This is a genomic window from Micromonospora sp. NPDC005299 (genome assembly GCF_042872345.1).
Lineage (GTDB): Bacteria > Actinomycetota > Actinomycetes > Mycobacteriales > Micromonosporaceae > Micromonospora.
This window is the reverse complement of the sequence record NZ_JBIAKG010000003.1, coordinates 664,550-689,887: the sequence shown is the minus strand read 5'-3', so window position 1 is coordinate 689,887 and position 25,338 is coordinate 664,550. Positions and strand designations below refer to the sequence as shown.

The following is a 25,338-nucleotide window of genomic DNA, read 5'->3' as shown; positions in this document are numbered from 1 at the left end:
CGGTGCCAAAACTCTGTTTGAGGCTTGTGAGCTGCGAATTTGCGAGTAGCTCAAGCTGCCCGGTGATACTCGTTGATCACGCCGCCCAGGACGCGGCGCCGCCGGATCGGCTTGTCGATCGCGACGACCATACCGGGGTCGTAGTCGGGTGGATGCTGATCCAGGCTCTGGTGCGGCCGGTGCCGGTCGAAGTGGTCCTCATAGTCGCGTAACACCGTACGGGCGTGCTGTTCGTTGTAGATCAATACCCGGTCGGTGCACTCGGCCCGGACACTGCGCACGAAGCGTTCCGCGAACGCGTTCGCCCGGGGCGTGCGCGGCGGGGTCTTCACCACGTCGATGCCCTCGGCGGCGAACACCGTGTCGAACGACGCGGTGAACTTGGCGTCGCGGTCGCGGATCAGGAACCGGAACAGTGTCATACGGTCACCGAGGTCCAGCACCAGGTTGCGGGCCTGCTGGGTAGTCCAGGCGGCGGTCGGGTGGGCGGTGACGCCGAGGATGTGCACCCGTCGGGTCGTGATCTCCATGACGAACAGCACATACAACCGCCGCAGCGTGACGGTGTCGATGTGGAAGTAGTCGGTCGCCAGCAGGCCGGACGCCTGCGCGCGCAGGAACGTCCTCCAATTGGTGTCGATCTCGCGTGGGGCAGGACCGCGCTTCGAGCTGGCGAGGATGCGACGGATGGTGCCAGCGCCGACCCGATGGCCGAGCCCGACGAGTTCGCCTTGGATGCGCCGGTGCCCCCAACTGGGATTCTCCCTGGCCAGGCGCAGGATCAGGTCACGGAGGTCGTCGCTGATCGGTGGTCGTCCGGGCCGGTTCGGGTAGGTCCAGTGCCGGCGGACCAGCCGGCGGTGCCAGGCCAGCAGGGTGGCTGGGGTAACGATCCGATGCCTCCAGAGTTCCCGCGGCAGTGCCCGGACCAGCGCGGACAACACCGCCCGCTCCGGCCACGACAGGCGCGGCCGACCGACCTGACGGCGTAGCACCGCCACCTCGTGGCGCAGCACCAGCAACTCTGCGACCAGCGCGGACTCGCTGCACGTGGCCAGCGGCAACCAGCCGAACATCCGCACCGCACTCAGGTACAGCAGCCGAACCAACACGCCTGCCATCCTGCGTCATTGTCGCGAAACAGCAGCTCACACCCTGTGCGACGAGTTTTGGCACGGTACAGGCCGGCAACACCGAGACGCATTGAAGCCGCGAAGCGCTAAACCCAGCGCGAGCCCGTAGGCGACCAGGACGGCGACGCTCGGGGCGCCCACCGGGATGCCGTTCCGCTGCGAGCGGCCGGCTCCCCCTCGCCTACCCACATCGCACGATCGCGTCCTTCATCGAACCCGGCCGTGGCTGCACTGACGGAGACGGACAGGTCGGGACGTAGGACAGCCTCGTCGTACGAGCACCATTCGAGCACCAATGCGTCCATCGGCACGGAACGAAAAGAGGCGCCAGACCGCCTTTTGGCATGTCAGACGCCTCTTGATCTTGTGCGCCCGAAGGGACTCGAACCCCTAACCTTCTGATCCGTAGTCAGATGCTCTATCCATTGAGCTACGGGCGCTTGCTGCTCGGCCAGTCTACACACCGGCTTTCGCGCGGAGACTCCGGGATTCGAACCCGGGAGGGGCTTTAAGACCCCAACCGCATTAGCAGTGCGGCGCCATAGACCAGACTAGGCGAAGTCTCCCTGGTGGCCCGGAGACCACCGCGCCCGAGGATACAGGCCCACACCCACCGGGAGCAAAGCGACTACCGGGAAGGCCCCGCCCCCTGCGTTTTCATCGTGTGCCACGTCACGACCGGGTCTACGCTCCATCGATATGCAGGAGCAGCCGCCAAGCGATCCGCCCCGTCGCGAGCCCGCCGCCCAGGGCCGGCGGAGCCGCTCCCCCCGCCCGACCTTCACCCCGCCACCCACGCCTGAGCCCGCTCCGGCCGAGAAGGCGGGCGACACACCACCGCGGCCCCGGCAGGCCAAGGCCGCGCCGACCGTTTTGTTCCAGCCACCCGACCCGGCGCAGGCCACCCCGCCCGCCGTCGGCGGGCCGGCGACCCCACAGCCGCGCCCGCCCGCCGAGGTCGTTGCCGCCGCCGATCCGGGTACGCCGGCCGTCGCGCCGCCGCCGGCGACGGTTCCTGCCGATGAGCCGGTGATCGAGGAGCCCCCGAAGCGGCACCGCCGTGCGCCGGCCGCGAAGAAGGCCACCCCGCCGAAGAAGGCCACCCCGGCGGCGCGGAAGTCTGCCGCGGCGCCCGAGGCTCCGGCGGCGCTCGGAACAACGGAGCCCGCGGGGACCGAGGCGGCCCGGACAGTCGCGTCCGAGCCGGGGGCCGCCGAGCCGGCCGCGCCGGTGGCGGAAACCGTCGCGCCGGCGCAGACCGGGCGGGCGCGGAAGAGCACCAAGGCCGCCCCGCCGAAGAAGACCGCGGCGACGAAGCGGACACCAACTGGCCGGGCGACCGCCGCGCCGGCCACCGGACAGGTCCCGGCGGAGCCCGTCGCCGCACAGGCCCCGGCAGCGCCGATCCCGGCCGAACCGGCCACCGCGCAGGTGGACCGACCGGATCCGCAAACCAAGGCCGAGCCCACCGCGACCCGATTCGCCGACCAACCGGCCGTCGCCGGAGAGGTCGTTCCCGCGCCGACCGCGCACGTCAGCCGGCAGGTGGAAGGGCAGGGCTGGCGGGTGGTCGCCGCTCGCATACTCGATCACCCGGGCTTCGCGCCGGAACTGCTGGCCCTCGCCGCGGTGGACGCCCTCGGGCCGCGCGCCGCGGACTGGGTGGAGCGGACCCGCGACGCCTACCCGGACGCCGATGCCGACGGGCTGGCCCGGCTGGTGACCCGCCGGTTCGTCCGGCTGGCCGGTACGGGTGGCGCGCTCGCGGCGGGCGCCGGGCTGTTCGCGCCGGTGGCGGAGCTCACGGCGGTGCTGTGGACCCAGGCCAACCTGGTGCTGCACCTGGCCGCCGTCTACGGCCGGGATCCGGCGCATCCGGACCGGGTGGCCGAGCTGCTGGTGCTGACCCAGGTGCACCCGGACGTCGGCACGGCCCGCGCCGCGCTGGACGGAGTGCGCTCGGCCGGCGCTCCGGTGGAGGGTTCGGTGTCCCGGGTGGCCGAGGCGGCCTGGCGGCTGGCCACCCCGCTGGCCGCGCAGGCCGCCGGCTGGCTGGGCCTGCGGCTGGCGGCGCGGCTGCTCCCGGGCGCGGCGGCGCTGGCCGCGGCGACCGGCGATGCGACCGCCGCCGCGCGCCTGGCCGCCCGCGCGACCAGCCTCTACCGCCCGAGCCGCCGTCAGAGCCAGCCGAACCAGGACTTCGGCAGAAGGGCGTAGCCGACGAAGGCGACCACGTCGAGCAGGGTGTGCGCGACAATCAGCGGCCCCACCCGCCGGGTACGCAGGTAGAACAGGCCGAAGATCACGCCCATCACCGCGTTGCCGAGGAACGCGCCGAAGCCCTGGTAGAGGTGGTAGGACCCGCGCAGCACGGCACTCGCGGCGAGCACCGCGCCGAGCCGCCACTGGAGCTGCCGCAGCCGGGTGACCAGGTAGCCGACCACGATCACCTCCTCCAGCACGGCGTTCTGCACGGCGGCCAGGATCAGCACCGGCACCGCCCACCAGAGGGGCGGCAGGGCGGCCGGGACGAGGGTGGCGTTGATCCCGAGCTGGGCGGCCACCCAGAACAGGGCCAGCCCGGGGAGGCCGATCAGCGCGGCCAGCCCGGCGCCCCGGGCCAGGTCCGACCCGGGCCGGGTGAGGTCGGCGCCGAGCGTCCGTGCCGGGTCGCCGGGGTCACGCGCCAGCAGGTGTACGGCGAGCAGCACCGGCAGCAGCGCGAAGAGGATCCCGAGGAGCTGGTATGTCAGGTCGAGGTACGGCCGGGCCGACACGGAGGTGTTCAGCGAGGCGGTCTGCTTCGACAGCCCGCCCGTGGCGGTCAGCTTGGCGAGCAGCGAGACCAGGGCGTACACGGCCGACTGGCCGAGGGAGAGGCCGAGCACGAGCAGCGTCTCGGTGCCCAGGGTCCGGCGGGACACCGGGCGGGTGAGCTCGTCAACGGTCACCGGACCACTGTGCCGCACTCGGGGGGCGGTCGGCACGCCCCGGCGGCCAGGTGAGCCGATCGCACATTCTGTGCGACCGGCCGGCACGCTCCGTGGAGATTCTATGGGGGCCGATCCGCCCGCCAGGAGAAGGAGCGTGCCCCTGTGGAGAACTTCGCGCGGTTGCTGAAGGAGAGCTGGACCCTGGTCGAGGAGGACCGGGAGCGGCTCAGCGGTCACTTCTACGCCCGGCTGTTCCTCCTCGACCCGGCGCTGCGCATGCTCTTCCCAGTGCAGATGAACGGCCAGGGCGACCGGATCCTGGAGGCGATCGTCACCGCCACCCAGACGGTGGACGACCCGGAGAGCTTCGACGAGTACCTGCGCGCGCTGGGCCGGGACCACCGGAAGTTCCATGTCGAGGCGAGCCACTACGAGACCATGGGCGTCGCGCTGCTGGACGCGCTGCGCAGCACCGCCGGCGACGGCTGGAACCTGGAGTACGACCAGGCGTGGCGGGAGGCGTACGCCAGCATCAGCGAGCGGATGCTGGCCGGCGCGGCGGCCGACGACAACCCGCCGTTCTGGCACGCCGAGGTGCTCACGCACGAGCGGCACGGCCCGGACACCGCGGTGCTGACCGTGCGCGCCCTCCAGCATCCGATGACCTGGCAGGCCGGCCAGTACGTGAGCATCGAGGCGCCCCGCTACCACCCGCGGGTGTGGCGGACGTACTCGGTGGCGAACGCCCCGAACGAGGAGAACGTGCTGGAGTTCCACGTGCGGACGCCGGCCGGGGCGGCGGGCTGGGTCTCCGGGGCGCTGGTCCGCCGGACCAAGCCGGGGGACCTGCTGCGGGTGGCCGCGCCGATGGGCTCGATGACCCTGGACCGGGCCTCCACCCGGGACATCCTCTGCGTGGCGGGCGGGGTCGGGCTGGCCCCGATCAAGGCGCTGGTGGAGGAGCTGACCCGGGTCAACCGCACGCGCTGGGTGCACGTCTTCTACGGGGGCCGCCGGCCGGCGGGGCTGTACGGGCTGCCCGGCCTGGAGAAGCTGGTGGCCGCCCATCCGTGGCTGTCGGTGACCGCGGCGTGCAGCGAGGACCCGGACTTCGACGGCGAACTCGGCGACATCTCCGAGGTGGTCACCCGGTACGGCCCGTGGACCACGCACGACTGCTACGTCTCCGGCTCGGCGGCGATGGTCCGGGCGACCCTGCGCGCGCTGGCCGCCGACGACGTGCCGCCGGACAACATCCGCTACGACACCTTCGGCAACCTGTAGACCTTGCTCCCCCCGAGCCGGGTCGCGTGCCCCTGCCCCCTAGGGCACGCCACCCGGCCCCCCGTTCACCGGTACGCGGGTCGGGCCGGCACCCGGCCCGCGTACCGGAGTTCCTGCGGGTCAGTAGCGCCAGGGGTTGCCGCTCTCGCGGTATTCCTCGACCGGCACCAGCGGCACGCCGGGGGCCATCCGGTCGGCGTAGAGGCGGCCCTCCAGGTGGTCGATCTCGTGGGCGACCAGCCGCGCCATCGCGTACTCGAAGGATGTGATGACCCGGCTGCCGTCCCACTGGGCGTGCTCGACGTCGATCCGCAGCGGCCGGGGCACCAGCCCTCGGTGGTCGAAGAAGGAGAGGCACCCCTCGTACTGCTCGTCGGTGTCGGGGGAGCTGTCCACGACCCAGGGGTTGAGCAGCACGACGGGTTCGGCCGCCCGGTCGGCGGGGCGGACCAGGGCGGCGGCCCAGCCGAGCCCGAGCTGCGGCGCGGCGATGCCGACGCCCTTGCTGAAGGGGTGCAGCTCGTCGAGGCGGACCAGCAGGCCGGAGAGCCGGTCGATCACGTCCCGGGCGAGCTGTTCCTCGCGCGGCAGGTCGAACTGGCGGGCGGGCTGCCGGAGCAGGTCGTCGCCGCGCTGCACGATGCCGACCGCGCGCATCCGGTCGCTGGCCCGCACCCGGGTGCCGGGGGCCGGGCCGTCGGGCTCGACGTCGGGGGGCTGGCTGCGGAACCGCCACTGCATCCGGTAGCGGGCGTTCAGCGGCGGGTCGTCGGTCGCCCACTCGAAGATGGCCCGGCCGCCGTCGTCGCCGCGCTGGATCGGGGTACGCAGCGGCCCCTCCTCGGCGGAGAGGGAGGTCTCGGCGCCCCACACCTTGGGGTCGAGGTCGGCGGGGAGGTCGAGGCGGACGGCGAGGTGCCGGGTGGGCAGGCGTACGGCGCGTTGGAACCACGGGCCCCACTTGTCCCGCCCGACCCGGTACGCGTACTCGATGGTGACCCGGTCGCCGGGGTAGAGCGGGAAGCGCCCCTCGTCGTTCTCGAAGAGCAGCCAGATCTCCTTGAACGCGTCCCGGTCGTGCTTGGCCCGCCAGTGCATCGGCTCCCGCGCGCCCCCGTCGTCCCGGTAGGCCGTGAGGTGCAGCTCGGCGAAGGTGAGCGGGTGCTCCCGGTGGTGCCGGTTGGAGCGGCCCGGGTCGTTGGGGTAGCGGTCGACGGCGACCCGGACCAGGTAGCGGGTGACCGGTTCGGTGCCGGCGTTGTACAGCTCGCGCCGGATCGCGCAGTGGTAGCCGTCGTCGGTGTAGGTGAGGGTGGCGATTTCGCGCTCGACCACCAGCCCGGTGCCGGGCGGCAGCCACTGGCCGGGCACGGGCGGGTCCCGGTGCGCCCCGCCGGAGCGGCCGTGCCGCAGCTCGTCGTACTCCCGGAAGCGCTGCCAGATCGCGCCGCTGGCCTCCAGGACGGCCTCGGCGCGGCGGGCGAAGTCCTCGGTGGGCCGGTGCCGGCGCCCCTCGACGTGACTGACGTACGACGGGTCGAAGCCCATCAGCGTCGCCAACTGCTTCTTGGACAGCCCTCGGCCGGTGCGGTGCCGGGCGAGTTCGGCCGCGAACGAGTCGGCGGCACGCTCGATGGGTGAGGTCGTCATCGGCTTCCTCGTACGCGGGAAGACCATTTTCACGTTCAGTGGCCGAACGTGTACGGAAACTGCCTCGTATTCGACATTTACCTTGACAATTCAGCGGTGTCCGTCGATGCTTGCGCGGCCCGCCGACCCGCTCGGCGGCGTTTTCCGCCCATCTCGCCGGGTAGTACGCGAGCGGCGACGGAGTGAGCGGGACCTCTTCCCGGAGCCCACCGGACCACTTCCCTCCACGGGAAGCGGTGGTTAGGCTAGCCTTAGCTCAGGCCGGCGACAGGCGGCGGCCGGCGGGGCGACCAGACAGGGGACGACCAGGTGACTGCGGTGATGCCGGGGTGGGACGTCGCCACCCCGTTCGCCCCGGTCACGGCGACCCTGCGCGCCATGTTCGGCACCGACGACCTGCCCGGCCTCGCGCCCGGCCTGCTGGTCACCGATGGCGCGCCCCGCTGGATCCCGGCCACCCGGCTGGTCGACGGCACCCTGCTCCCCGAGTTCCTGCGGGCGGCGGGCCGGCGCTGGGGCGGCACCCCGCACGCCTGCGCCGCGCTGGCCTGGAAGTCCTACAGCTACTGGACGGCGCTGCCGGCCGTGCTCGGCTGGGCCTCGGCCCGGCGGGTTCCGCTGCTCGACCCGGCCGACGTGCTGGTCCACTTCGAGGACCACCACCAACTGCTCACTCTCGGCCTGCGCAGCTCGACCACGGTCGCGGTGCTTCCCGGCGACCCGCTGGCGCTGGCCGGCGACCGGGGCGTCCGGGTGGTCGCCGACGAGGTCGCGCTGCTCGACGCGCTGCGCGCCACGCTGCTCGACGCGCACTTCGCCCCGCTGATCGCGGCCATCCAGGGCGAGGTCCGGATCGGCACCCGTACGCTGCTCGGCTCGGTCGCCTCCGGCATCGCGCACGGCATCCTGCGCGCCTCGGACGCGCTGCCCGGCTCCTCCACCGCGACCATCGGCACGCTGCTCGACGCGCTAGACCTGAGCGACCTGGTCGAGCTGGTGCCGGGCTCGGCGGGCGAGCCGACCGTGCAGCGGCGCACCTGCTGCCTGGCCTTCACCCTGCCCCGGCCGAAGATCTGCCAGGGCTGCTGCGTCCGCCAGTCCTGACCCGCCCGCCCCCGCCGGGCGCTCAGTCGACCAGGGGACGCACGTCCCAGAGCCAGACCCCGCCGGTGAAGGTCGGCGTGATCCCGGTCAGCTCGGTCATCCCCCGGTACATGGACCCGGCCTGCCGCAACCGCGGGTCGAGCACCACCGCGCCCGCCCGCCAGTACCGCAGGTCGTCCACGGCAGCCACCCGGTCCTGCGGCGTGATGGGCGGCACCGCGTCGGTCTGCCGGATGATGGTGAAGAAGGTGCTGGTGGGGCGGGGCGGGGCGGTGAAGAGGGCGACCCGGCCGGCGCCGGGCCGGGTGTCCGGATAGAGGAAGTAGCCGCGGGCCAGCGGCATGTCCAGCCGGGTCTCGGCGGACCAGCGCAGCGGGACGGCGTACGTGGTGTCGGGCAGCGGGAGCGTGACGATGCTGCGCCCGCCGGCCACGTAGGGCCGCCAGGCGCCGGAGGTGACGAAGGTCGGGGTGGGGTCGAGGCGTATCGAGGGCAGCGGGGTGGGCAGGAGTGGCAGCAGCGCCATGGTGAGCACCGTGGCGGTGGCGAACCGGATCTGCCTCCGGGCAGCCGGGTGCCGCCGGGCCAGCCGCCGGACGTGCTCGGCGCCGAGCGCGAGCAGGATGCCGACGATCGGGGTGAGCGCCAGCGACCACCGGGTGGGCACCACCGAGTGCAGGATCGGCAGGTGCTCCAGCGCCGCCCAGGGGCCGGGGATGCCGGTGTCCCGCCCGTCGAAGCGGATCTCGCGGCCGAGCGAGAACAGCACGAAGACCGCGCCGACGGCGGCGAGGCCGAGCACCACGACGTTGCGGCGCAGCCACCAGACCAGCGCGACCGCCAGCACGGCGAGCGGCCAGCCGAAGAAGGCGTTCTCCTCGGTGGCGTTCTTGGCCAGCCAGACGCTGCCGCGCGCGTCGCCGGCCAGGGACTCCCGCGACCAGGCGACGTAGGAGGCCAGGTCGGTGCGGTAGCCGCGGATCAGCGTGGAGAGCCCCTGATAGGCGCCGGGTCCGAAGAACTGCACCGAGAGCGGGTACGCCAGCAGCACCCCCGAGAGCACGGCGGCCACCGCGAGCCCGGCGGCGAAGGGCCGGGCCGCCGCCGCACGCAGTTCGGGCCGGCCGAGGGCGAGCGCCAGCACCACGACGCCCAGGCCGATCGCGGTCATCAGCAGGATCTCCAGGTTGAGGAAGGCCTGCCAGACGATCAGCACACCGAGCAGCAGGCCGTTGCGCAGCCAGCGGCCCGGCTCGGCCAGGCGCAGCGTCCGCCAGACGAGCAGCGGCACCACGAACTGGCTGACGATGTTGGGGTGGGCGTTGGCGTGCGAGACCATGGCCGGCGCGAACGCGCAGAAGCCGGCTCCCAGCCAGGCCGGGCCGCGGGCGCCGATCAGCACCCGGGACAGGACGAAATACCAGGCCACGCCGGTGGCGGCCATTCCGAGGGTCAGAAAGAGCAGGAACGACCAGCGGGGCCCGAACAGGACCGTGACCGGCGCCATTGGCAGCGAAATGGATAATACGGACGTATTAGCCATCAAATTGACGCCGTCCGGCACATTCATCCGGTCCGAGGTGAACGGATAGGCGAAATCGGTCACGACCCGCGCACCGTGCGCCATCATCCACTCGAACTGCGCCTCATCGGTGCGGTTGTCCCGGACCCCGTTGGCCGGGTCCAGCCAGAGCCGGGCGGTGATCCAGCAGGCGAGCAGCACGAAACTGAGCACGGCGAGGACGTCGACCCACCTGCCCTGCCCCGGTCGTCCGCCCTCGTCGGGCCCGTCCTCGGCGGCACCACCCGGGGCGGCGTCCGATTCAGGAGTAGTCATGACAATTCAGAGCGTAGTCAGGGTATGGCAGGGCCGTGACATGTTTCTGGGTACTGGCGTACTATGTGCCGGGTTCGCCGACCGCCGATCACGTGCCCACCCCCGACCGCAATTCGGCCACCCCCGGTGCCCCGATTCCCCCGCCGTCCATCCGGATGGTTGACTCTGTCGGTCCAGGCGCGGGTCAGTCATATCGTGAGGAATCGACGCATGGCAGATATCACTGGGGATCAGCGCGTCCAGTCGGAGGTGCTCGAGGGTCTCGCGACGGCGGTCAACCACCGTCGCTGGTTCGTCGAGCTCGCCGTGCCCTACCTCGGTGACAACCCCATCGAGATCGGCAGCGGGCTGGGTGACTACGCCCTCGAGTGGGCCGAGCACCTGCCCCGGATCACCGCCACCGAGGCGGACCCGGACCGCCTGGTCCAGCTCAAGGAACGGCTGGCCGAGCACCCGGACATCGAGGTCCGGCAGATGCTGCTGCCGCACTCCGAGCGGGGCGACTACAGCGCGGCCGTGTCGTACAACGTGCTGGAGCACATCGATGACCACGTGGGCGCGCTGCGCAGCATGCGCGACCTGGTCCGGCCCGGCGGCGCGGTGATCATCATCGTGCCCGCGTTCCAGTTCGCGATGAGCCCGGCGGACATCGCCACCGGCCACGTCCGGCGCTACACGAAGAAGACCCTGGCCGCGGCGATGACCGAGGCGGGCCTCACCGTGGAGAAGATCCACTATGCGAACGCGCTCGGGCTGATCGGCTACTTCATGGCCACCAAGGTCTTCCGGCTGATGCCGAAGGAGGGCCCGATGGTGAAGGTCTACGACACTTTGGTTCTCCCGGCCACCAAGGCCGCCGAGCAGCGGCTCCGGCCGCCGTTCGGCCAGTCGGTCTTCGCGGTCGCCCGCGTCCCGGACTGACCTGAACGGGGCCTCCGCGAACGCGGAGGCCCCGTCTCCTCACTCCTTGATCTGGTACGTCGGGCGGATCACCGCCCGGGCCAGCGTGTGGAAGGCCAGGTTGAAGCCGACGTAGGCGGGGCTGGCCCCCTTGCCCACGTCGAGCCGCTCCACGTCCACCGCGTGCACCGCGAAGACGTACCGGTGCGGCCGGTCGCCGGCCGGCGGGGCGGCGCCGCCGTAGCCGGTGTCGCCGTAGTCGTTGCGGATGCTGAACGCGCCCCCGAGGTCGCTCTCCCCGACGGCGGTCGGCAGCTCGGTGACCGAGGCGGGCACGTCCACCAGCACCCAGTGCCAGAAGCCGCTGCCGGTCGGCGCGTCCGGGTCGAAGCAGGTGACCACGAAGCTCTTGGTCTCGTCCGGGAAGCCCGACCAGGCCAGGTGCGGGGAGACGTTCTCACCGCCGGCGCTGCCGTGCGCGTACCGGGCGTCCATCGGCTCGCCGTTGTGCACGTCGTCACTGGTCAGGTGAAACGACGGCACCGTCGGCAGCAACTCGTACGGGTCCGGGGCGATCGGTCGTTCCAGGCTCATCGAAACGGTCCTTCCGGGTGCGCGCGAATGTCCTGCGCCCCTTCATACCCCCTCGGCGGCCCGAATCGAACCGGAAGCGCCCGGTGTCCGGACCCCACGGGATCGGCAACCGGCGCTGGCGTCCGCGCTCGACGCGATGCTGGCCGCGAAGCGATTGCCCGGGCCGGACGGCGTGACCTGGCTCGCCGAGGGGTGACGGACCTGGCGGTCGGGGGCGGAGGGTGTGGGATTCGAACCCACGAAGGACATCGCTGCCCTTACCGGTTTTCAAGACCAGCGCCATCGGCCACTAGGCGAACCCTCCCTGCCGCGTCCCCGAGGGGGCGCGCGGCCGTGCCTAGTCTGCCACGGCCGGTGGAACCGGCGAGCCGCCGTCCCACCCCTACTGTCAGGATGCTCCCGTGTGGGAAACCCCGGCGGTGGTGCTGATCAGTGGAATCATGGCGGCCGGTAAGTCCACTGTGGCCGAGCTCCTGGCCCGGCGGCTGCCCCGCGCGGTGCACCTGCGCGGTGACGTGTTCCGCCGCATGATCGTCAGCGGCCGGGCGGAGATGACGGCCGACCTCACGGACGAGGCGTGGCGGCAGCTCCGGCTCCGCTACGACCTCGCCGCGTCGGCCGCCGACCGCTACGCCGCCGCCGGCTTCACCGTCGTGCTCCAGGATGTGGTCCTCGGTCCGGAGTTGCCGGCGCTGGTCGAGCGGATCCGGCACCGGCCGCTGGCCGTGGTGGTGCTCGCGCCCCGCGCCGACGTGGTCGCCGCCCGCGAGCGGGACCGACCCAAGCAGGGGTACGGCGGCTGGCCGGTGGCCGACCTGGACGCCGAGTTCCGGGCCGGCACGCCGCGGATCGGGCTCTGGCTGGACACCTCGACGCAGACGCCGGAGGAGACGGTGGACGAGATCCTGGCCGGGGCGTGGACGGCCGGCCGGATCGGGTAAGACTGGGGCATGCACGCGATCACGATCCCGAAACCCGGCGGACCCGAGGCTCTCGTCTGGGCGGCGGTGCCCGACCCGGAGCCCGGCCCGGGCGAGGTGGTGGTCGAGGTGCGGTCGAGCGCCGTGAACCGCGCCGACCTGCTGCAACGGCAGGGGCACTATCCGCCGCCGCCGGGCGCGCCGGCGTACCCGGGGTTGGAGTGTGCCGGGGTGGTGGCCGCGGTCGGGCCGGAGGTGACCGGCTGGGCGGTGGGCGACGAGGTGTGCGCGCTGCTGGCCGGCGGCGGGTACGCCGAGCGGGTCGCCGTGCCGGCCGGCCAGTTGCTGCCGGTGCCGGCCGGGGTGGACCTGGTCGACGCGGCGGCGCTGCCCGAAGTGGCCTGCACGGTCTTCTCGAACGTGGTGCAGCTGGCCCGGCTGGCCGAGGGCGAGACGCTGCTGGTGCACGGCGGCGGCAGCGGGATCGGCACGTTCGCCATCCAGCTCGGGGTGGCGCTCGGCGCGACGGTGGTGGTGACGGCCCGGGCGGCGAAGCACGAGCGGCTGCGCGAGCTGGGCGCCGCGCACACCATCGACTACGCGGAGCAGGACTTCGTCGAGGAGATCCGCCGGGTCACCGACGGCCGGGGCGCGGACGTGATCCTGGACATCATGGGGGCCGCGTACCTGCCGAAGAACGTGGCGGCGCTGGCCACCGGCGGGCGGTTGGTGGTGATCGGCATGCAGGGCGGCCGCAAGGGCGAGCTGGACCTGGGGATGCTGCTGGCGAAGCGCGCCTCGGTGCACGCGACGGCGCTGCGGTCCCGGCCGGTGGCCGAGAAGGCGGAGATCGTCCGCGGGGTCCGCGAGCAGGTGTGGCCGCTGGTCGAGTCGGGGAAGATCCGGCCGGTGGTGCACGCGCGGGCGAAGATGGCCGACGCCGCGGACGCGCACCGGCTGGTGGAGACCAGCGACCACCTGGGCAAGGTGCTGCTGGTCCGGTGACCGGTCAGGCGGCGCCGGAGCCCTCGCGGGGGAGCATCAGCCGGGCGCCGGGGCCCTCGGCGGCGAGCGAATCGCCGGGGTTGTAGAGGGTGCAGCGCTGCAACGACAGGCAGCCGCAGCCGATGCAGCCGTCCAGGTCGTCGCGGAGCTTGCCGAGCAACCGGATCTTCTCGTCCAGCCGGTCCCGCCAGGTCTTCGAGAGGGCGGCCCAGTCGTCCGGGGTGGGCGTCCGCGCCGACGGCAGCGAGTCCAGCGCCTCGCGGATCTCCTCCAGCGAGACGCCGACCTGCTGCGAGATCCGGACGAAGGCCACCCGGCGCAGCTCGGTGCGGGCGTAGCGGCGCTGGTTGCCGCCGGTCCGCTCGGCGCGGATCAGCCCGAGCCGCTCGTAGTAGCGCAGCGCGGAGGCGGCCACCCCGCTGCGGGCGGAGAGCTGTCCGATGGTGAGTGCTTCGTGCATCACTAAGCCTTGAGTTGAAGTGAGCTTCAACTCCGAGGCTATCCGCATGATGACGACAACCGCCACCGACCCGGCCGTGCTGGGGGCGCTGCTCGACCGGGTACGCGCCGGCCGCGAGTTCGGCCCCAACGTGTACTCGACGCTGGACGTGCTTCAGGTGCTCTACGACCGGGTGCTCCGGATCACCCCGGCGACCGTGGACGACCCGGACCGGGACCGCTTCCTGCTCTCCAAGGGGCACGCGGTCGCCGGCTACTACGCGCTGCTCGCCGCCAAGGGTTTCGTCCCGGTGGACTGGCTGGACGACCAGGGCGGCCCGGAGAGCCGGCTCGGCGACCACCCGGACCGGCTGCTGGTGCCCGGAGTGGAAATCGGCTCCGGGTCGCTCGGCCACGGCCTCGGACTGGGCGTGGGCACCGCGCTCGGCCTGCGGGCCCAGGGCCGCACCGGCCCACACGTGTACGTGCTGCTCGGCGACGCCGAACTGGACGAGGGGTCGAACCACGAGGCGATCGCGTACGCGGGTGCCACCGGCCTCGGCAATCTGACCGCGATCGTGCTGGACAACCGGTCGGCGAGCCACGGGTGGCCGGGCGGCGCGGCCAGCCGGTTCACCGTCAACGGGTGGACCGCCGCGACGGTCGACGGCCGGGACCACGCGGCCCTGCACACCGCCCTGACCGGGCACGACCACCATCGGCCGCACGTCGTCGTCGCGGTCGTCACCGACGGGGAGTGGGCATGACCATGCGCGAAACCTTCGTGACCGCCGCCGAGGAGGTCCTGGCCGATCCCCGCACCACGATCGTGCTCGCCGACATCTCGGCCGCCGCGTTCGCCCCGGCCGCGGCACGCTACCCGGACCGGGTAATCAACGTCGGCATCCGGGAGCAGTTGATGGTGGGCGTGGCCGGCGGGCTGGCGCTGACCGGGCAGCGGCCGATCGTCCACAGCTACGCGCCGTTCCTCGTCGAGCGGGCGTACGAGCAGATCAAGGTGGATCTCGACCACCAGGGGGTCGGTGCGGTGCTGGTCAGCATCGGCGCGTCGTACGACCGGGCGGCGGCGGGGCGGACCCACCTCGGGCCGGCCGACGTGGCGCTGATCGACACCCTGCACGACTGGACGGTGTACGTGCCCGGCCACCCGGACGAGGTGCCGGGGCTGTTGCGCGACGCCGTGTGCGGGCAGGGCTCGGCGTACCTGCGGCTGTCCACGCAGACCAACGCGCAGGCGTACCCCGGGGCGGGTGACCTTCGGGTGGTGCGGGACGCCGGGCCGGGCGCGCCGCTGCTGGTGGCGGTCGGGCCGCTGCTGGACGCGGCCCTCGCGGCGGTGGCCGACCGGCCGGTCACGGTGGCCTGGACCCACCGGCCGCGCCCGTTCGACACGGCCGGGTTGCGGGCGCTCGCCGGCACCGAGGTGATCCTGGTCGAGCCGTACCTGGCGGGCACCTCGGCCCGGGTGGCGGGCGCGGCCCTGGCCGACCGGCCGCACCGGCTGCTCACCCTCGGGGTGGGGCGGTCGGAGCTGCGCCGCTACGGCACGCCCGAGGACCACGACCGCTGGCACGGCCTGGACCCGGCCGGCCTGCGCCGCTCGGTCGACGCGTTTCTCAGCCCGGCCCGGGCCGCCGCCTGACCGATGGAACGACGGGACCCCGCGACACCGGCCTGGGCCGGGGTGCGGGGTCCGTGTCGTGCGTGGGGCGTCAGCGGGTGGCGGGGCCGACCGGGCGGCGCCGGGCGCGCTCGCGGGCGAGGATCCAGATCGCCTCGACGCCGTCCTTCCAGGTGATCTTCTTGCCCTCCTCGCGGCCCCGGGCGCGGTAGCTGATCGGGACCTCGTAGGGGCGGATGCGCTGGCGGAGCAGCTTGCCGGTGACCTCGGCCTCCATGCCGAAGCCGCGCGAGCGGACCTGGAGCGAGCGGTAGAGCTCCAGCGGCATCAGCTTGAAGCAGGTCTCCAGGTCGCCGATGTACGAGTTGTAGAGCACGTTGGCGGCGAGCGTCACGCCCTTGTTGCCCATCACGTACCAGAAGCTGTAGGAGCTGTGGCTGCCGAAGGTCCGGTTGCCGTAGACCACCGTCGCCCGCCCGTCGAGCACCGGCTCGAGCAGCCGCGGGATGTCCTGCGGGTCGTACTCGAGGTCGGCGTCGAGGATGACCATGAACTCACCCTCGGCGTTGTCGACCGCCGTCTTGATCGCCGCGCCCTTGCCGGCGTTGCGCTGGTGCGTGATCACCCGCAGCCGGGCGTCGTCCACCCGGCCGAGCACCTCGCCGGTGCCGTCACGGCTGCCGTCGTCCACGACGACGAGTTCGATCTCGCACGGGTAGTCCACCGCCAATGCCTGCTTGAGGGCATCCGCGATGCGTTCTTCCTCGTTGTAGACCGGCATGAGGATCGAGAGCTTCACGGGTTCTCCACGGTGGCGACGGTAAGTCGGGGCCTAGCCTAACCCGGCTGCTCGCCGAGGTCACCACAGCCTGCCCCCGGCCTGGGCGGACACCCCGGCACCTGCCCGCCCGATCTGCCGGAGAAGTGCCCTTCCGCACCCGGCCGCAACGTTTCCGAGACGCATTCACATCTCGCTATGCGGCGGTTACCTTCTGGTAACTCAATCGACACCCCGCGATTGAGGCGAAAGGAGTACGTCGATGTCTGGTACCCCCGCCAGGCGCGCACGGACGACCCGACGCCGCACGCTGGCCGTCCTGTCCGCCGCCGTCCTCGCCCTGCCGATGCAGGTCGGACCGGCCGCCCCCGCGGCCGCCGCCGACCGGCCCGCCGTCCAGCCGCTCCCCGCCGCGCTGGAGACCGTCCGCGCCGCCGAAGCCACCGCCCTCTACGGCTCCCCCGACATCCGGCCGCTCGAACAGCGGCGCACCGCCCTGGTCACGATGGGCGACAGCGAGATCTCCGGGGAGGGCGTCGGCAACTACGTCCCCGGCACCCACCAGGACGGCAACTGGTGCGACCGCTCGTACGACCAGGCGGTCTTCCGCACCGGCATCCCCGCCGACCAGAAGTACAACCTGGCCTGCTCCGGGGCAACCCCGTGGAACCTGATCGCCGGCGGCCCGACGCAGCACAACGAGCTGAACCAGGGCGACCAGTTGGCGATCAAGGCGCGCAACACCCACGTCCGGCTGATCTGGGTGGTCGTCGGCGCGAACGGCGACGGCACCATCCAGTTCGGGCCGGTGGCCACCGACTGCGCGATCCGCCGGGTCTTCTTCCAGGGCGCGTGCTGGCCCACCTACACCGACCAGTGGACGATCCGCACCGACGGCAGCCGCCTCGCGGTCGAGGCCGCGCTGAACTCGATCCGGCAGACCATGACCGCCGCCGGCTACCTGCGCTCGGACTACGAACTGGTGCTCATGTCGTACCCCAGCCCGGGCAGCCCGGACGTGGAGGACAACCCGAACTTCCCCGGCTGGTACTCCGGCGGCTGCCTGCTCTACCTCGCGGACATGGCGTTCGCGCGCAACAAGGCGGTGCCGATGTTCGAGTCGGCGCTGCGGGCCGCCGCCACCAACACCGGCACCCGCTACCTGGACGCCAGCCGGCTCTTCCACGGCCACGAGGTGTGCACCGACAACACCTCGGCCCGCGGCCTCTACATCGAGATCGGGATCTGGGACGAGAACGCGGCCCGGCAGTCGTTCCACCCCAACTACCGCGGGCACGGCATGTTCGCCCAGTGCGTCACCCAGTTCTGGAACGCGGGCGCCCAGCGGGCCACCTGCGTCGACCCGGCCAGCACCGGGCAGGGCGTGCTGGTCGACGGGCTGCTGGAGTTCCGGCAGCTGCGCAACGCGGCCACCGGGACCTGTGTGGACGGCAAGGGGTACGACTCGCGCAACGGCACGGTGCAGCAGTCGTACGCCTGCCACGGCGGCCGCAACCAGGGCTTCTGGTACGACCCGGCCCGGCAGTCGCTGCACTCCGAGCTCTCCCACGACCGCTGCCTGGACGTGAGCGGCGGCAGCCTGACCGCCGGCACCACGGTCAACATCTACGACTGCCACGGCGGGGCCAACCAGAGGTTCGTCTTCGCCGGCAACCAGCTCAAGCCGGCCGGCGCGACCAACCTCTGCGTCGCCTTCGACAACCCCTGGCTCACCACCCCGCGGCTGCGCCTGGCGACCTGCTCGACGAGCACCCGCCAGCAGTGGTCCTTCGAGTCCCGCTCGTACGCGAACCCGGTCGGCTACGGCCACGACGACTTCATCGGCTCACGCGTGTACTGACGGTTCCTCGTCGTGGAGAGGGGCCCCCGGTACAACGCCAGGCGTCAACAGGGGGCCCCTCCAGTCAGCGCTGCTTGGCGGGGACGACGATGAGGCGGGCGACGGACGTGTCGCCGTTCTTCGCGCCGGCCACGCCGACCGTCGTGCCGACCTTGATGTCGCTGGACTGCACGGTGGTGCGCCGCTCGACCACCCGGAGCTTCTCGTCGAAGGTCCAGGTCACCGAGAAGCCGTCGGTCGACTTCACGGTCATCGACTTCGCGTCGATCGCGGTCACCTGGCCGCGCTGCACGGCGACGGTCTTCGTCCCGTTGTCCTTGGTCTGCACCACGACCTCACCGTGCAGGGTGTTCCTGCGCAGCAGCACCCGGGCGCGGTGCCGCTTGCGCCACTCCTGCGCCCGCTCGCCCCGCTTGTCCTGCGGACCGGCCTGCTCACCGGGCGCGCCGGAGGCCGAGGGCGCCGGGGCGGCGACCGGGTCGACGTCCAGGTCGGCGGCGTCGACGCCGAGGGCGGCCAGCGCCTGGCCGTCCGCGCCCAGGGCGGCGGCCACCTCGACGGCGGTCTCCTTGGCCGAGTCCCGGGCGACCTGGGCCGGGCCGCATCCGGCGAGCCCGAGCGCGGCCGCGGCGAGCAGCGCCGTGACGCCGGTGACGATTCCCTGACGTGCCATCAGTGTTCCTCTCGTCCGTGGTGCCGTCAGCCTCCCCCGCGCGCGCGAGCGGATCGTCAGGCCGATGTTCGGGTCAGGTAAGGATCACCGGGCAGCCGGACGGTGAAGGCCGCGCCGCCCTCCGGGGCGTGCCCGGCCGAGATGTCGCCGCCGAGCCGCCGGACGAGCCCGGCGGCGAGCGCCAGCCCCAGGCCGCTGCCCACCTTGCGCACCCCCCGGTACCGCTGGTGCAGCGCCCCGCGCTCGAACGCCACCGCCAGGTCGTCGTCGGTGAAGCCGGGTCCGCCGTCCCGGACCTCGACGAGGCCGCCCGCCGCCGGGTCCGCGCCGGCCGGCCGGACCGCGAGCACCATCGGCGCCCCCGGGGGTACGACCCGCAGCGCGTTCTCCAGCAGCCCGTCCACCACCTGCCGGATCCGCCCCGGATCGGTGTACGCGGGCACCGGCCCCTCCGGCGCCTCCACCCGGAACGGCACGCCGAGCGCGGCACACCGGTCGGACCAGGTGCGGGCCGCGTCGGCGGCGAGCCGGGTCAGGTCGACCGGCCCGGGTTCCAGCGGGAAGTCGGCGGCCTCCAGCCGGGCCAGCGCCAGCAGGTCGCTGACCAGCCGGTCCAGGTGCTCGGCCTCGGCCAGCACGGTCCGGCCGGTGGCGGGCACCCCGTCGGCGTCGATCACCCCGTCGGCCAGCGCCTCGGCGTAGCCGCGGATGGCGGTGAGCGGGGTGCGCAGCTCGTGCGAGACCGAGAGCAGGAACTCACGCTGCCGCCCCTCGCTGGTGGCCAGCGCCGCGGCCAGCCCGTTCAGCGCGTACGCCAGGTCGGCCACCTCGTCGGGCGGTTCGACCGGCACCCGGACCGCCCGGTCGCCGGCGCGCAGCCGAGCGGCGGCGGTGGCCGCGGTCCGGATCGGCCGGGCCAGCCGACGGGCCAGCAGCAGGCCGGCGGCCACCCCGGAGGCGAGCCCGGCGAGCATCGGCAACCAGAGGCTGAGCAGCACCTGCCGCCAGGGTCCGTTCCGGGTCGGCCGGGCCAGCACGACGCCGTCCCCGCCGGGCAGCGCCCGCCCCTCGACCAGGGCCCGTTGACCGCCGACCAGCCGCCGCCCGGAGACGTCCCGGCCGGCCGTCACCCGGTTCACCACCTGCGGGGGCAGGCCGGCGCGGTCGACCTGGCCGGACCGGATCAGGTACACCTCGATCTGCTGCTGGCGGAGCTGGCGGATGAGCCGGTCCCCGGCGGTGTCCCGCTGGCGTACCGCGCGGACCCGCAGCACCTCGGCGGCGAGCCGGGCCTGGGCGGCCAGCGCCTCCTGGTCACGCCGCTCCGCCCCGCGTACCGCCAGGGGCACCGCGACCAGCGCGGTGACCAGCACCGACACCAGCGCCACCGCGCAGGTGACCAGCACTGCGCGGGCGGTGAGGGTGTGCGCGAGCCGCCGCCGGGGCGGGGCCGGCGGGTTGGACCCGATGACCGGCAGCGCGACGGTGGGCTGCTCAGGCATCGGCCGCGTACCCGACGCCGCGGTGGGTGCGGATCACGCTGGCCGGACCGAGCTTGGCCCGGACCTGCGCCACGTGCACGTCGACGGTCCGGGTGCCGGCGTGGGCCGCGTACCCCCAGACGCCGGCCAGCAGTTCCTCCCGGGTGAAGACCCGGCCGGGACGGGCCATCAGGTGCGCGAGCAGGTCGAACTCGGTGGAGGTGAGCTGCACCGGGGCGCCGGCGGCGGTGACCGTGCGGCGGGCCGGGTCGAGGGTGACCTGGCCGACCACCCGGGGCTGCTCGGCCGCGGCGGGCGCGCCGGCGGTGCGGCGCAGCACCGCCCGGACCCGGGCGACCAGCTCGCGCGGGCTGAACGGCTTGGTCACGTAGTCGTCGGCGCCCAACTCCAGGCCGACGATCCGGTCCACCTCGTCGTCGCGGGCGGTGAGGAAGATGACCGGCGTCCAGTCGCCGGCCTCGCGCAGCCGCCGGCAGATCTCGGTGCCGGCCAGGCCGGGCAGCGCGATGTCGAGCACGCAGGCCACCGGGCGCAGTCGCCGCGCGGCGGCCAGCCCGGCCGACCCGTCCCGTTCCAGGTGTACGCCGAACCCGTCCCGGGTCAGATAGAGCCGGACCAGGTCGGCGATGGCCGGCTCGTCCTCCACCACGAGGACGAGCCCGCGCGGAGCGGCATCGGCGGTCACCGGCCCATGATTACCGACCGGGGGCCGGCCGGGAGGCCGGCGGAGTGTTCGGGTTCGGTAAGGAGCCGGTCAGCGGACCGACGCGGGGCGGAGCACGGCCGGGCGGGTGCCGGCCGGCGACTCGCCAATGGTGGCGACCAGCCGCTCCGCGGGCGTCCGGAGCCGGGTCCGGAAGGCGTGGTTGAGCAGGGCGTCGAGCTGCCACACCTGCTTCGGGTGGTGGGTCCGGATGAGGAACCGCTCCCGCACCCCGTCGATCGCGGTCGCCGCCAGCTCCAGGCTGTGCGACCGGGGGTCGGGGCTCCAGGTGACGGTGCTCAGCTCGCGCAGTTCGGTGTTGAGGTGCAGGCGCAGCCGGTGCAGCACCCGGGTCTGCCGGGTGACCACCAGGCGGCGGTGGGTGAGCAGCATGAGGTAGTCGCCGCCGATCGGGTGGTCCGGGCGGCTGCACCGGGTGACCAGAATGGTGGCGTCGCCGGAGCCGACGCACAGGCGGAAGACCGGCATGTGCCGGCTGGCGGTCTGGGTCGCCAGGCCGGTCTCGGCGGCGGCCGGAAGGAACGTTCGCGAGAACACGTCCATGCAAGATGCAACGAGCATGCGAGCGGGGGTGATATGGGTCACTCCCGATTTCTGGAACTTCCATCCGTGCAAATCGCACCTCCGGTGCGACATCCGCTCCGGCCCGGCCGCCCCCCTCAGGCCGGCGGGGCGGCGAACACCTCGCCGAGCCAGCCGGGAACCGCGGCCACGTACTCGGCTCGGGCCGGGTCGGGGGTGGCCAGGGCTCGCCGCCAGGACAGCGACCGGCTCACCGTGGCGACCGTCATGGCCAGGCCGGCGGCCTCCCGCAGGGCGGCCCGGTCGTACCGGTCGGTCCACGCCTCCAGATAGGCGTCCCGCAGCCGGCCCGGCACCGGGTCGCCGGGTGCCAGCCCGGCAGAGTGCGCCACCGAGCTGAGCGTCACCAGCAGAGTGCCGAACGGGTGGGCCACCGAGGCGTCCCCCCAGTCGAAGAAGCGGTAGCCGGCGTCGGTCACGAAGACGTTCCCGTCGTGCAGGTCGTCATGCTGCAGGCTGGCCGGGATGCCGAACTCCGCCAGCCGCCGACAGGTCGCGGCGAACTCCGGCCGGTAGGCGCGCAACCGTGCGTGCAGCTCCGGGGCCAGCCCGTCCGGCTCGCCGAGCAGCAGGGACTCCTCGTCGTCGAGCAGCCCGTCGAGGAGGTCCGGCATCAGCTCCGGCCGGTGATCGGGCACCCCCGCGGCGAGCAGCCGGTCGACCCGCGGCGCGACCGCGATCTGCAACGCCGCGTACGCGGGCAGCACCCGCTCCCAGTGCGTCAGATCCCCGGCGAGCACGTCACGCAGGCTCGGGCCGCCATCAGGCAGCAACGACCAGCCGCGCGCGACGTCCACGGCGAGCGGGTCGAGCACCGTCCCCGGGGCGAGCCGGGCCAGCTCGGCCAGAAGCGCCGCCTCGTAGCCGGTGCCCGGGTTGTTGGCCTTGAACCAGACCGGGCCGGCCCCGGTGGGCACCCGCCAGACCAGTGACCAGGGGCGGACCCGGGGCTCGACCGGGCCGGTCACCCGCCGGCCGTGTCGGCCCAGCGCGTCACCGACCCAGGCCAGCGCGGCGTCCCGCCAGAGCGGATCGGACCAGTCGGGTGTCGTCACGGTCGGCACGCCAGGCCGTGCCCCCGGGCGTCAGCCAGCGATTTCAGAGCAGCTCGACGATGGTGGCGTTGGCCATGCCGCCGCCCTCGCACATGGTCTGCAGGCCGTAGCGGATCCCGTTGTCGCGCATGTGCTGGAGCATGGTGGTCATGATCCGGGCGCCGGACCCGCCCAGCGGGTGGCCGAGCGCGATCGCCCCGCCGCGCGGGTTCAGCCGCTCCGGGTCCGCCTCGGTCTCCGCCAGCCAGGCCAGCGGCACCGGGGCGAACGCCTCGTTCACCTCGTACACCCCGATCTCCTCGATGCCCAGCCCCGCGCGGCGCAGCGCCTTCGCGGTGGCCGGGATGGGGGCGGTGAGCATGGCGACCGGGTCGTCTGCGGCGACCACGGCGGTGTGCACCCGGGCCAGCGGGCGCAGGCCGTGCCGGCTGGCCCACTCGCTGGTGGTGACCGCGAGCGCCGCCGCCCCGTCGGAGATCTGCGACGCGGACCCGGCGGTGACCACACCGTCGGCCTTGAACGGGGTGGGCAGCTCGCCGAGCTTGGCCAGCGACGTGTCCCGCCGGATGCCCTCGTCGGCGGTGAACTTGCCGCCGTCGGCCAGCGCCACCGGGGCCAGCTCCGGGTCGAACGCCCCGGCGTCCTGCGCGGCGGCCGCCTTCTCGTGGCTGGCCAGCGCGAACTCGTCGAGCTGGGTGCGCGAGAAGCGCCACCGCCGGGCGATCAGCTCGGCCCCGACACCCTGGTTGAACGGGAGCGGGCTGTCCTCGGCGACGCCCTCGACGCCGCGGTAGCGCTCCAGGATCGCGGCGCTGAACGGCATCCCGCCGGCCACGCTGGAGCCCATGGGCACCCGGGTCATCGACTCGACGCCCCCGGCGACCACCAGGTCGGCCTGGCCGGAGAGGACGGTGGCGGCGGCGAAGTGCAGCGCCTGCTGGCTCGACCCGCACTGCCGGTCGAGCGTAGTGCCGGGGACCGACTCGGGCCAGCCGGCGGCGAGGACGGCGTTGCGCGCCACGTTCCACGACTGCTCGCCGACCTGCGACACGCAGCCCCAGACCACGTCGTCGACCTGCTCGGGGTCGATGCCGGTCCGCTCGGCGAGAGCGCGCAGCACGTGCGCCGAGAGGTCGACCGGGTGGACGCCGGCAAGGCTGCCCTTGCGCCGCCCGACCGGGGTCCGTACCGCACCGACGATGACTGCGTCACTCATGTCTACTCCCCGGTAACCTGGCTTGCTCCGATCCTACGTGCTGACCCGGCCGGTCGTCCTCCCCCCGTTCCCGGGCCCACCCGGCTGGCATGCTGGGGCGGTGACTCCACAGTCGTCCCCGGCCCGGCAGTGGCGGGTGCCGCCGGTGCTACCGGCGGCCAAGGCGCTCGGCGCGCTCGTCCTGATCGCGCTGGCCCTGCTCTTCGCCGGCGAGGACCGGGTCCCGCTGGTGCTCGCCGGGCTGGCCGCGGCCGCGCTGCTCGGCTGGGCGCTGCGCGACCTGGTCGCGCCGGTCCGGCTGGCCGCCGACCCGGAGGGGATCACCGTGATCCGGGGCTACGCCGGCCGCCGGCGGCTGCCCTGGGCGGCCGTGGAGGCGATCCGGGTGGAGCGACGTACCCGGCGCGGGCTCACCGCCGAGACGCTGGAGATCGACGCGGGCGAGTCGCTGCACCTGTTCGGCCGCTACGACCTGGACGCGCCGCCCGAGGAGGTCGCCGCCGCGCTGGAGGCCGCCCGCGCCGCCGGGCGCTGAGCCCGGTCAGCCGGTCAGCGCGGCGGTGCGGACGAGCACCAGCCCGAGCAGCGCCACCAGCAGGATCGTCCCGCCGGCCACCTGGAAGGCGGTCCGCCGCATCCGCGGGGCGTACGCCAGGACCAGGGCCATCAGCGCGCCGACCACCAGACCGCCGAGGTGCCCGGCCACCGAGATGCCCGGCACGGTGAACGTGAAGATCAGGTTGATCACCAGGATCGGCACGATGGCCGAGGTGTCGCGGCCCAGCCGGCGCATGATCACGAAGATCGCGGCGAAGAGGCCGAAGATGGCCGTCGACGCCCCGACCGTGCTGCTGTACGGCGGGCTGAACAGATAGGCGGCGACGTTTCCGCCGAGCCCGGCGGCCAGGTAGAGGGCCAGGAACCGCAGCGGGCCAAGCACCGCCTCCAGGGTTCGGCCCAGCACCCAGAGCGCCCACATGTTGAGCAGCAGGTGCACCAGGCCGTAGTGCAGGAACATGGCGGTGACCAGCCGGTACCACTCACCGGCGGCAATGCCGTGCAGCTCGCCGAACGCGACGTACTGGGCGTAGCCCAGCACCGCGCCCCAGTCGGTGAGCGGCGTCGAGCCGCCCATCAGGCCGCCGAAGCCGGACCCGCCGGCGGCCGCGTCCCCGCCCCGATCGGAGGCGATGGACAGGACCATGACCAGCACGTTCAGCGCGATCAGAGTCTTCGTGACGTAGCCCTGGCGGCCGGCCGCACCGCCCCCGAAGGCGGTACGCGCCGGCCGCACAGTGCGGCGTCCCTCGCTGACGCACTCCGGGCACTGGTGGCCGACGGAGGCGTCCCGCATGCACTCCGGGCAGATCGGCCGGTCACAGCGGGTGCACCGGACGTACGTCTCCCGGTCGGGGTGCCGGAAGCAGACCGGAGTGGTCGGCGCCGGCCCCTCTGTGGCGTCACCTGCCTGCCCGGAGCGCTCAGTCATGCGAGCAAAGGTACCCGC

The 25,338-nt window shown here is 73.3% G+C and carries 24 protein-coding genes and 3 tRNA genes; 10 read left to right on the top strand and 17 right to left on the bottom strand.

From position 1 onward, the window contains the following. Positions 1-50: 50 nt before the first annotated feature. From ACFYPD_RS12735 to ACFYPD_RS12725, 3 genes are all read right to left on the bottom strand, one after another. A complete protein-coding gene (locus ACFYPD_RS12735; protein WP_387112143.1) occupies positions 51-1,121 on the bottom strand; it encodes an integrase core domain-containing protein in 1,071 nt (356 codons plus the stop codon). A gap of 379 nt (positions 1,122-1,500) precedes the next feature. Further along, positions 1,501-1,573, bottom strand: a tRNA-Arg gene (locus ACFYPD_RS12730). 35 nt (positions 1,574-1,608) lie between these two features. Next, a tRNA-Ser gene (locus tag ACFYPD_RS12725) sits at positions 1,609-1,699 on the bottom strand. A 133-nt stretch (positions 1,700-1,832) separates the two neighbouring features. Between ACFYPD_RS12725 and ACFYPD_RS12720 the strand changes: the two genes are divergently transcribed. Continuing rightward, on the top strand, positions 1,833-3,350 hold the full coding sequence (locus ACFYPD_RS12720) for a hypothetical protein (RefSeq protein ID WP_387112140.1): 1,518 nt from the start codon (positions 1,833-1,835) through the stop codon (positions 3,348-3,350). On the opposite strand, the gene ACFYPD_RS12715 is transcribed toward ACFYPD_RS12720, so the two are convergent. After that, positions 3,311-4,084: a CPBP family intramembrane glutamic endopeptidase gene (locus tag ACFYPD_RS12715; protein WP_387112139.1), complete on the bottom strand. Its 774-nt coding sequence runs from the start codon at positions 4,082-4,084 to the stop codon at positions 3,311-3,313. The two genes, ACFYPD_RS12720 and ACFYPD_RS12715, sit on opposite strands and share 40 nt — an antisense overlap. Positions 4,085-4,228: 144 nt before the next feature. Here ACFYPD_RS12715 and ACFYPD_RS12710 point away from each other — a divergent pair, with 144 nt between their 5' ends. Then, positions 4,229-5,350 carry a globin domain-containing protein gene (locus ACFYPD_RS12710; RefSeq protein WP_387112136.1) on the top strand — a complete coding sequence of 374 codons (1,122 nt, stop codon included), beginning with the start codon at positions 4,229-4,231 and terminating at the stop codon, positions 5,348-5,350. 120 nt (positions 5,351-5,470) lie between these two features. Here the strand turns inward: ACFYPD_RS12710 and ACFYPD_RS12705 are convergent, their stop codons facing one another. After that, entirely contained in the window at positions 5,471-7,000 is a 1,530-nt protein-coding gene (locus ACFYPD_RS12705; RefSeq protein ID WP_387112134.1) for a peptide deformylase, read from the bottom strand. A 321-nt stretch (positions 7,001-7,321) separates the two neighbouring features. On the opposite strand from ACFYPD_RS12705, the gene ACFYPD_RS12700 reads away from it, so the two are divergent. After that, positions 7,322-8,104, top strand: coding sequence for a hypothetical protein (locus ACFYPD_RS12700; protein ID WP_387112403.1), 783 nt, complete (start codon positions 7,322-7,324; stop codon positions 8,102-8,104). A gap of 22 nt (positions 8,105-8,126) precedes the next feature. Here ACFYPD_RS12700 and ACFYPD_RS12695 read toward each other — a convergent pair whose 3' ends face one another. Then, complete coding sequence (locus ACFYPD_RS12695) at positions 8,127-9,941, bottom strand: hypothetical protein (RefSeq protein ID WP_387112131.1); 1,815 nt, start codon at positions 9,939-9,941, stop codon at positions 8,127-8,129. Between the two features lie 210 nt (positions 9,942-10,151). On the opposite strand from ACFYPD_RS12695, the gene ACFYPD_RS12690 reads away from it, so the two are divergent. Then, positions 10,152-10,862, top strand: coding sequence for a class I SAM-dependent methyltransferase (locus ACFYPD_RS12690; RefSeq protein WP_387112128.1), 711 nt, complete (start codon positions 10,152-10,154; stop codon positions 10,860-10,862). Positions 10,863-10,901: 39 nt separating this feature from the next. Here ACFYPD_RS12690 and ACFYPD_RS12685 read toward each other — a convergent pair whose 3' ends face one another. After that, positions 10,902-11,435: a YbhB/YbcL family Raf kinase inhibitor-like protein gene (locus ACFYPD_RS12685; protein ID WP_387112125.1), complete on the bottom strand. Its 534-nt coding sequence runs from the start codon at positions 11,433-11,435 to the stop codon at positions 10,902-10,904. A 215-nt stretch (positions 11,436-11,650) separates the two neighbouring features. Further along, a tRNA-Ser gene (locus ACFYPD_RS12680) sits at positions 11,651-11,739 on the bottom strand. A 97-nt stretch (positions 11,740-11,836) separates the two neighbouring features. On the opposite strand from ACFYPD_RS12680, the gene ACFYPD_RS12675 reads away from it, so the two are divergent. Together ACFYPD_RS12675 and ACFYPD_RS12670 are read left to right on the top strand one after the other, a co-directional pair. After that, positions 11,837-12,376, top strand: coding sequence for an AAA family ATPase (locus ACFYPD_RS12675; protein ID WP_387112122.1), 540 nt, complete (start codon positions 11,837-11,839; stop codon positions 12,374-12,376). Positions 12,377-12,385: 9 nt separating this feature from the next. Further along, positions 12,386-13,360 carry an NAD(P)H-quinone oxidoreductase gene (locus ACFYPD_RS12670; protein WP_387112120.1) on the top strand — a complete coding sequence of 325 codons (975 nt, stop codon included), beginning with the start codon at positions 12,386-12,388 and terminating at the stop codon, positions 13,358-13,360. Positions 13,361-13,364: 4 nt separating this feature from the next. Here ACFYPD_RS12670 and soxR read toward each other — a convergent pair whose 3' ends face one another. After that, complete coding sequence (soxR, locus tag ACFYPD_RS12665; RefSeq protein WP_387112117.1) at positions 13,365-13,820, bottom strand: redox-sensitive transcriptional activator SoxR; 456 nt, start codon at positions 13,818-13,820, stop codon at positions 13,365-13,367. 49 nt (positions 13,821-13,869) lie between these two features. Between soxR and ACFYPD_RS12660 the strand changes: the two genes are divergently transcribed. Both ACFYPD_RS12660 and ACFYPD_RS12655 read left to right on the top strand, forming a co-directional pair. Beyond that, positions 13,870-14,565 (top strand): transketolase, encoded by a 696-nt coding sequence (locus ACFYPD_RS12660; protein ID WP_387112401.1) that lies wholly within the window; start codon positions 13,870-13,872, stop codon positions 14,563-14,565. Between the two features lie 2 nt (positions 14,566-14,567). After that, positions 14,568-15,461, top strand: a complete 894-nt coding sequence (locus tag ACFYPD_RS12655; protein WP_387112399.1) for a transketolase family protein — start codon at positions 14,568-14,570, stop codon at positions 15,459-15,461. Positions 15,462-15,531: 70 nt separating this feature from the next. Here ACFYPD_RS12655 and ACFYPD_RS12650 read toward each other — a convergent pair whose 3' ends face one another. Beyond that, positions 15,532-16,239: a glycosyltransferase family 2 protein gene (locus ACFYPD_RS12650; RefSeq protein WP_387112114.1), complete on the bottom strand. Its 708-nt coding sequence runs from the start codon at positions 16,237-16,239 to the stop codon at positions 15,532-15,534. Positions 16,240-16,480: 241 nt separating this feature from the next. Between ACFYPD_RS12650 and ACFYPD_RS12645 the strand changes: the two genes are divergently transcribed. Further along, positions 16,481-18,079, top strand: coding sequence for a ricin-type beta-trefoil lectin domain protein (locus tag ACFYPD_RS12645; protein WP_387112111.1), 1,599 nt, complete (start codon positions 16,481-16,483; stop codon positions 18,077-18,079). Positions 18,080-18,143: 64 nt separating this feature from the next. On the opposite strand, the gene ACFYPD_RS12640 is transcribed toward ACFYPD_RS12645, so the two are convergent. The 6 genes from ACFYPD_RS12640 to ACFYPD_RS12615 all read right to left on the bottom strand — a co-directional run bounded on the left by ACFYPD_RS12640 (position 18,144) and on the right by ACFYPD_RS12615 (position 23,831). Next, entirely contained in the window at positions 18,144-18,752 is a 609-nt protein-coding gene (locus tag ACFYPD_RS12640; protein WP_387112109.1) for a hypothetical protein, read from the bottom strand. 56 nt (positions 18,753-18,808) lie between these two features. Beyond that, positions 18,809-20,254 (bottom strand): sensor histidine kinase, encoded by a 1,446-nt coding sequence (locus tag ACFYPD_RS12635; protein ID WP_387112106.1) that lies wholly within the window; start codon positions 20,252-20,254, stop codon positions 18,809-18,811. Then, positions 20,247-20,939 (bottom strand): response regulator, encoded by a 693-nt coding sequence (locus ACFYPD_RS12630; protein ID WP_387112103.1) that lies wholly within the window; start codon positions 20,937-20,939, stop codon positions 20,247-20,249. The genes ACFYPD_RS12635 and ACFYPD_RS12630 overlap by 8 nt, the downstream gene beginning before the upstream one ends. 69 nt (positions 20,940-21,008) lie before the next feature. Next, positions 21,009-21,521, bottom strand: a complete 513-nt coding sequence (locus ACFYPD_RS12625; RefSeq protein ID WP_387112100.1) for a hypothetical protein — start codon at positions 21,519-21,521, stop codon at positions 21,009-21,011. 116 nt (positions 21,522-21,637) lie between these two features. Next, the gene (locus ACFYPD_RS12620) at positions 21,638-22,615 is read right to left on the bottom strand and encodes a phosphotransferase (protein ID WP_387112097.1); all 978 of its coding nucleotides are present in this window, start codon (positions 22,613-22,615) and stop codon (positions 21,638-21,640) included. A gap of 43 nt (positions 22,616-22,658) precedes the next feature. Further along, positions 22,659-23,831: a thiolase family protein gene (locus tag ACFYPD_RS12615; RefSeq protein WP_387112093.1), complete on the bottom strand. Its 1,173-nt coding sequence runs from the start codon at positions 23,829-23,831 to the stop codon at positions 22,659-22,661. A 100-nt stretch (positions 23,832-23,931) separates the two neighbouring features. Here ACFYPD_RS12615 and ACFYPD_RS12610 point away from each other — a divergent pair, with 100 nt between their 5' ends. After that, positions 23,932-24,366 carry a PH domain-containing protein gene (locus ACFYPD_RS12610; RefSeq protein WP_387112091.1) on the top strand — a complete coding sequence of 145 codons (435 nt, stop codon included), beginning with the start codon at positions 23,932-23,934 and terminating at the stop codon, positions 24,364-24,366. A gap of 6 nt (positions 24,367-24,372) precedes the next feature. On the opposite strand, the gene ACFYPD_RS12605 is transcribed toward ACFYPD_RS12610, so the two are convergent. Next, positions 24,373-25,320, bottom strand: a complete 948-nt coding sequence (locus ACFYPD_RS12605) for a rhomboid family intramembrane serine protease (RefSeq protein ID WP_387112090.1) — start codon at positions 25,318-25,320, stop codon at positions 24,373-24,375. Positions 25,321-25,338 lie beyond the last annotated feature (18 nt).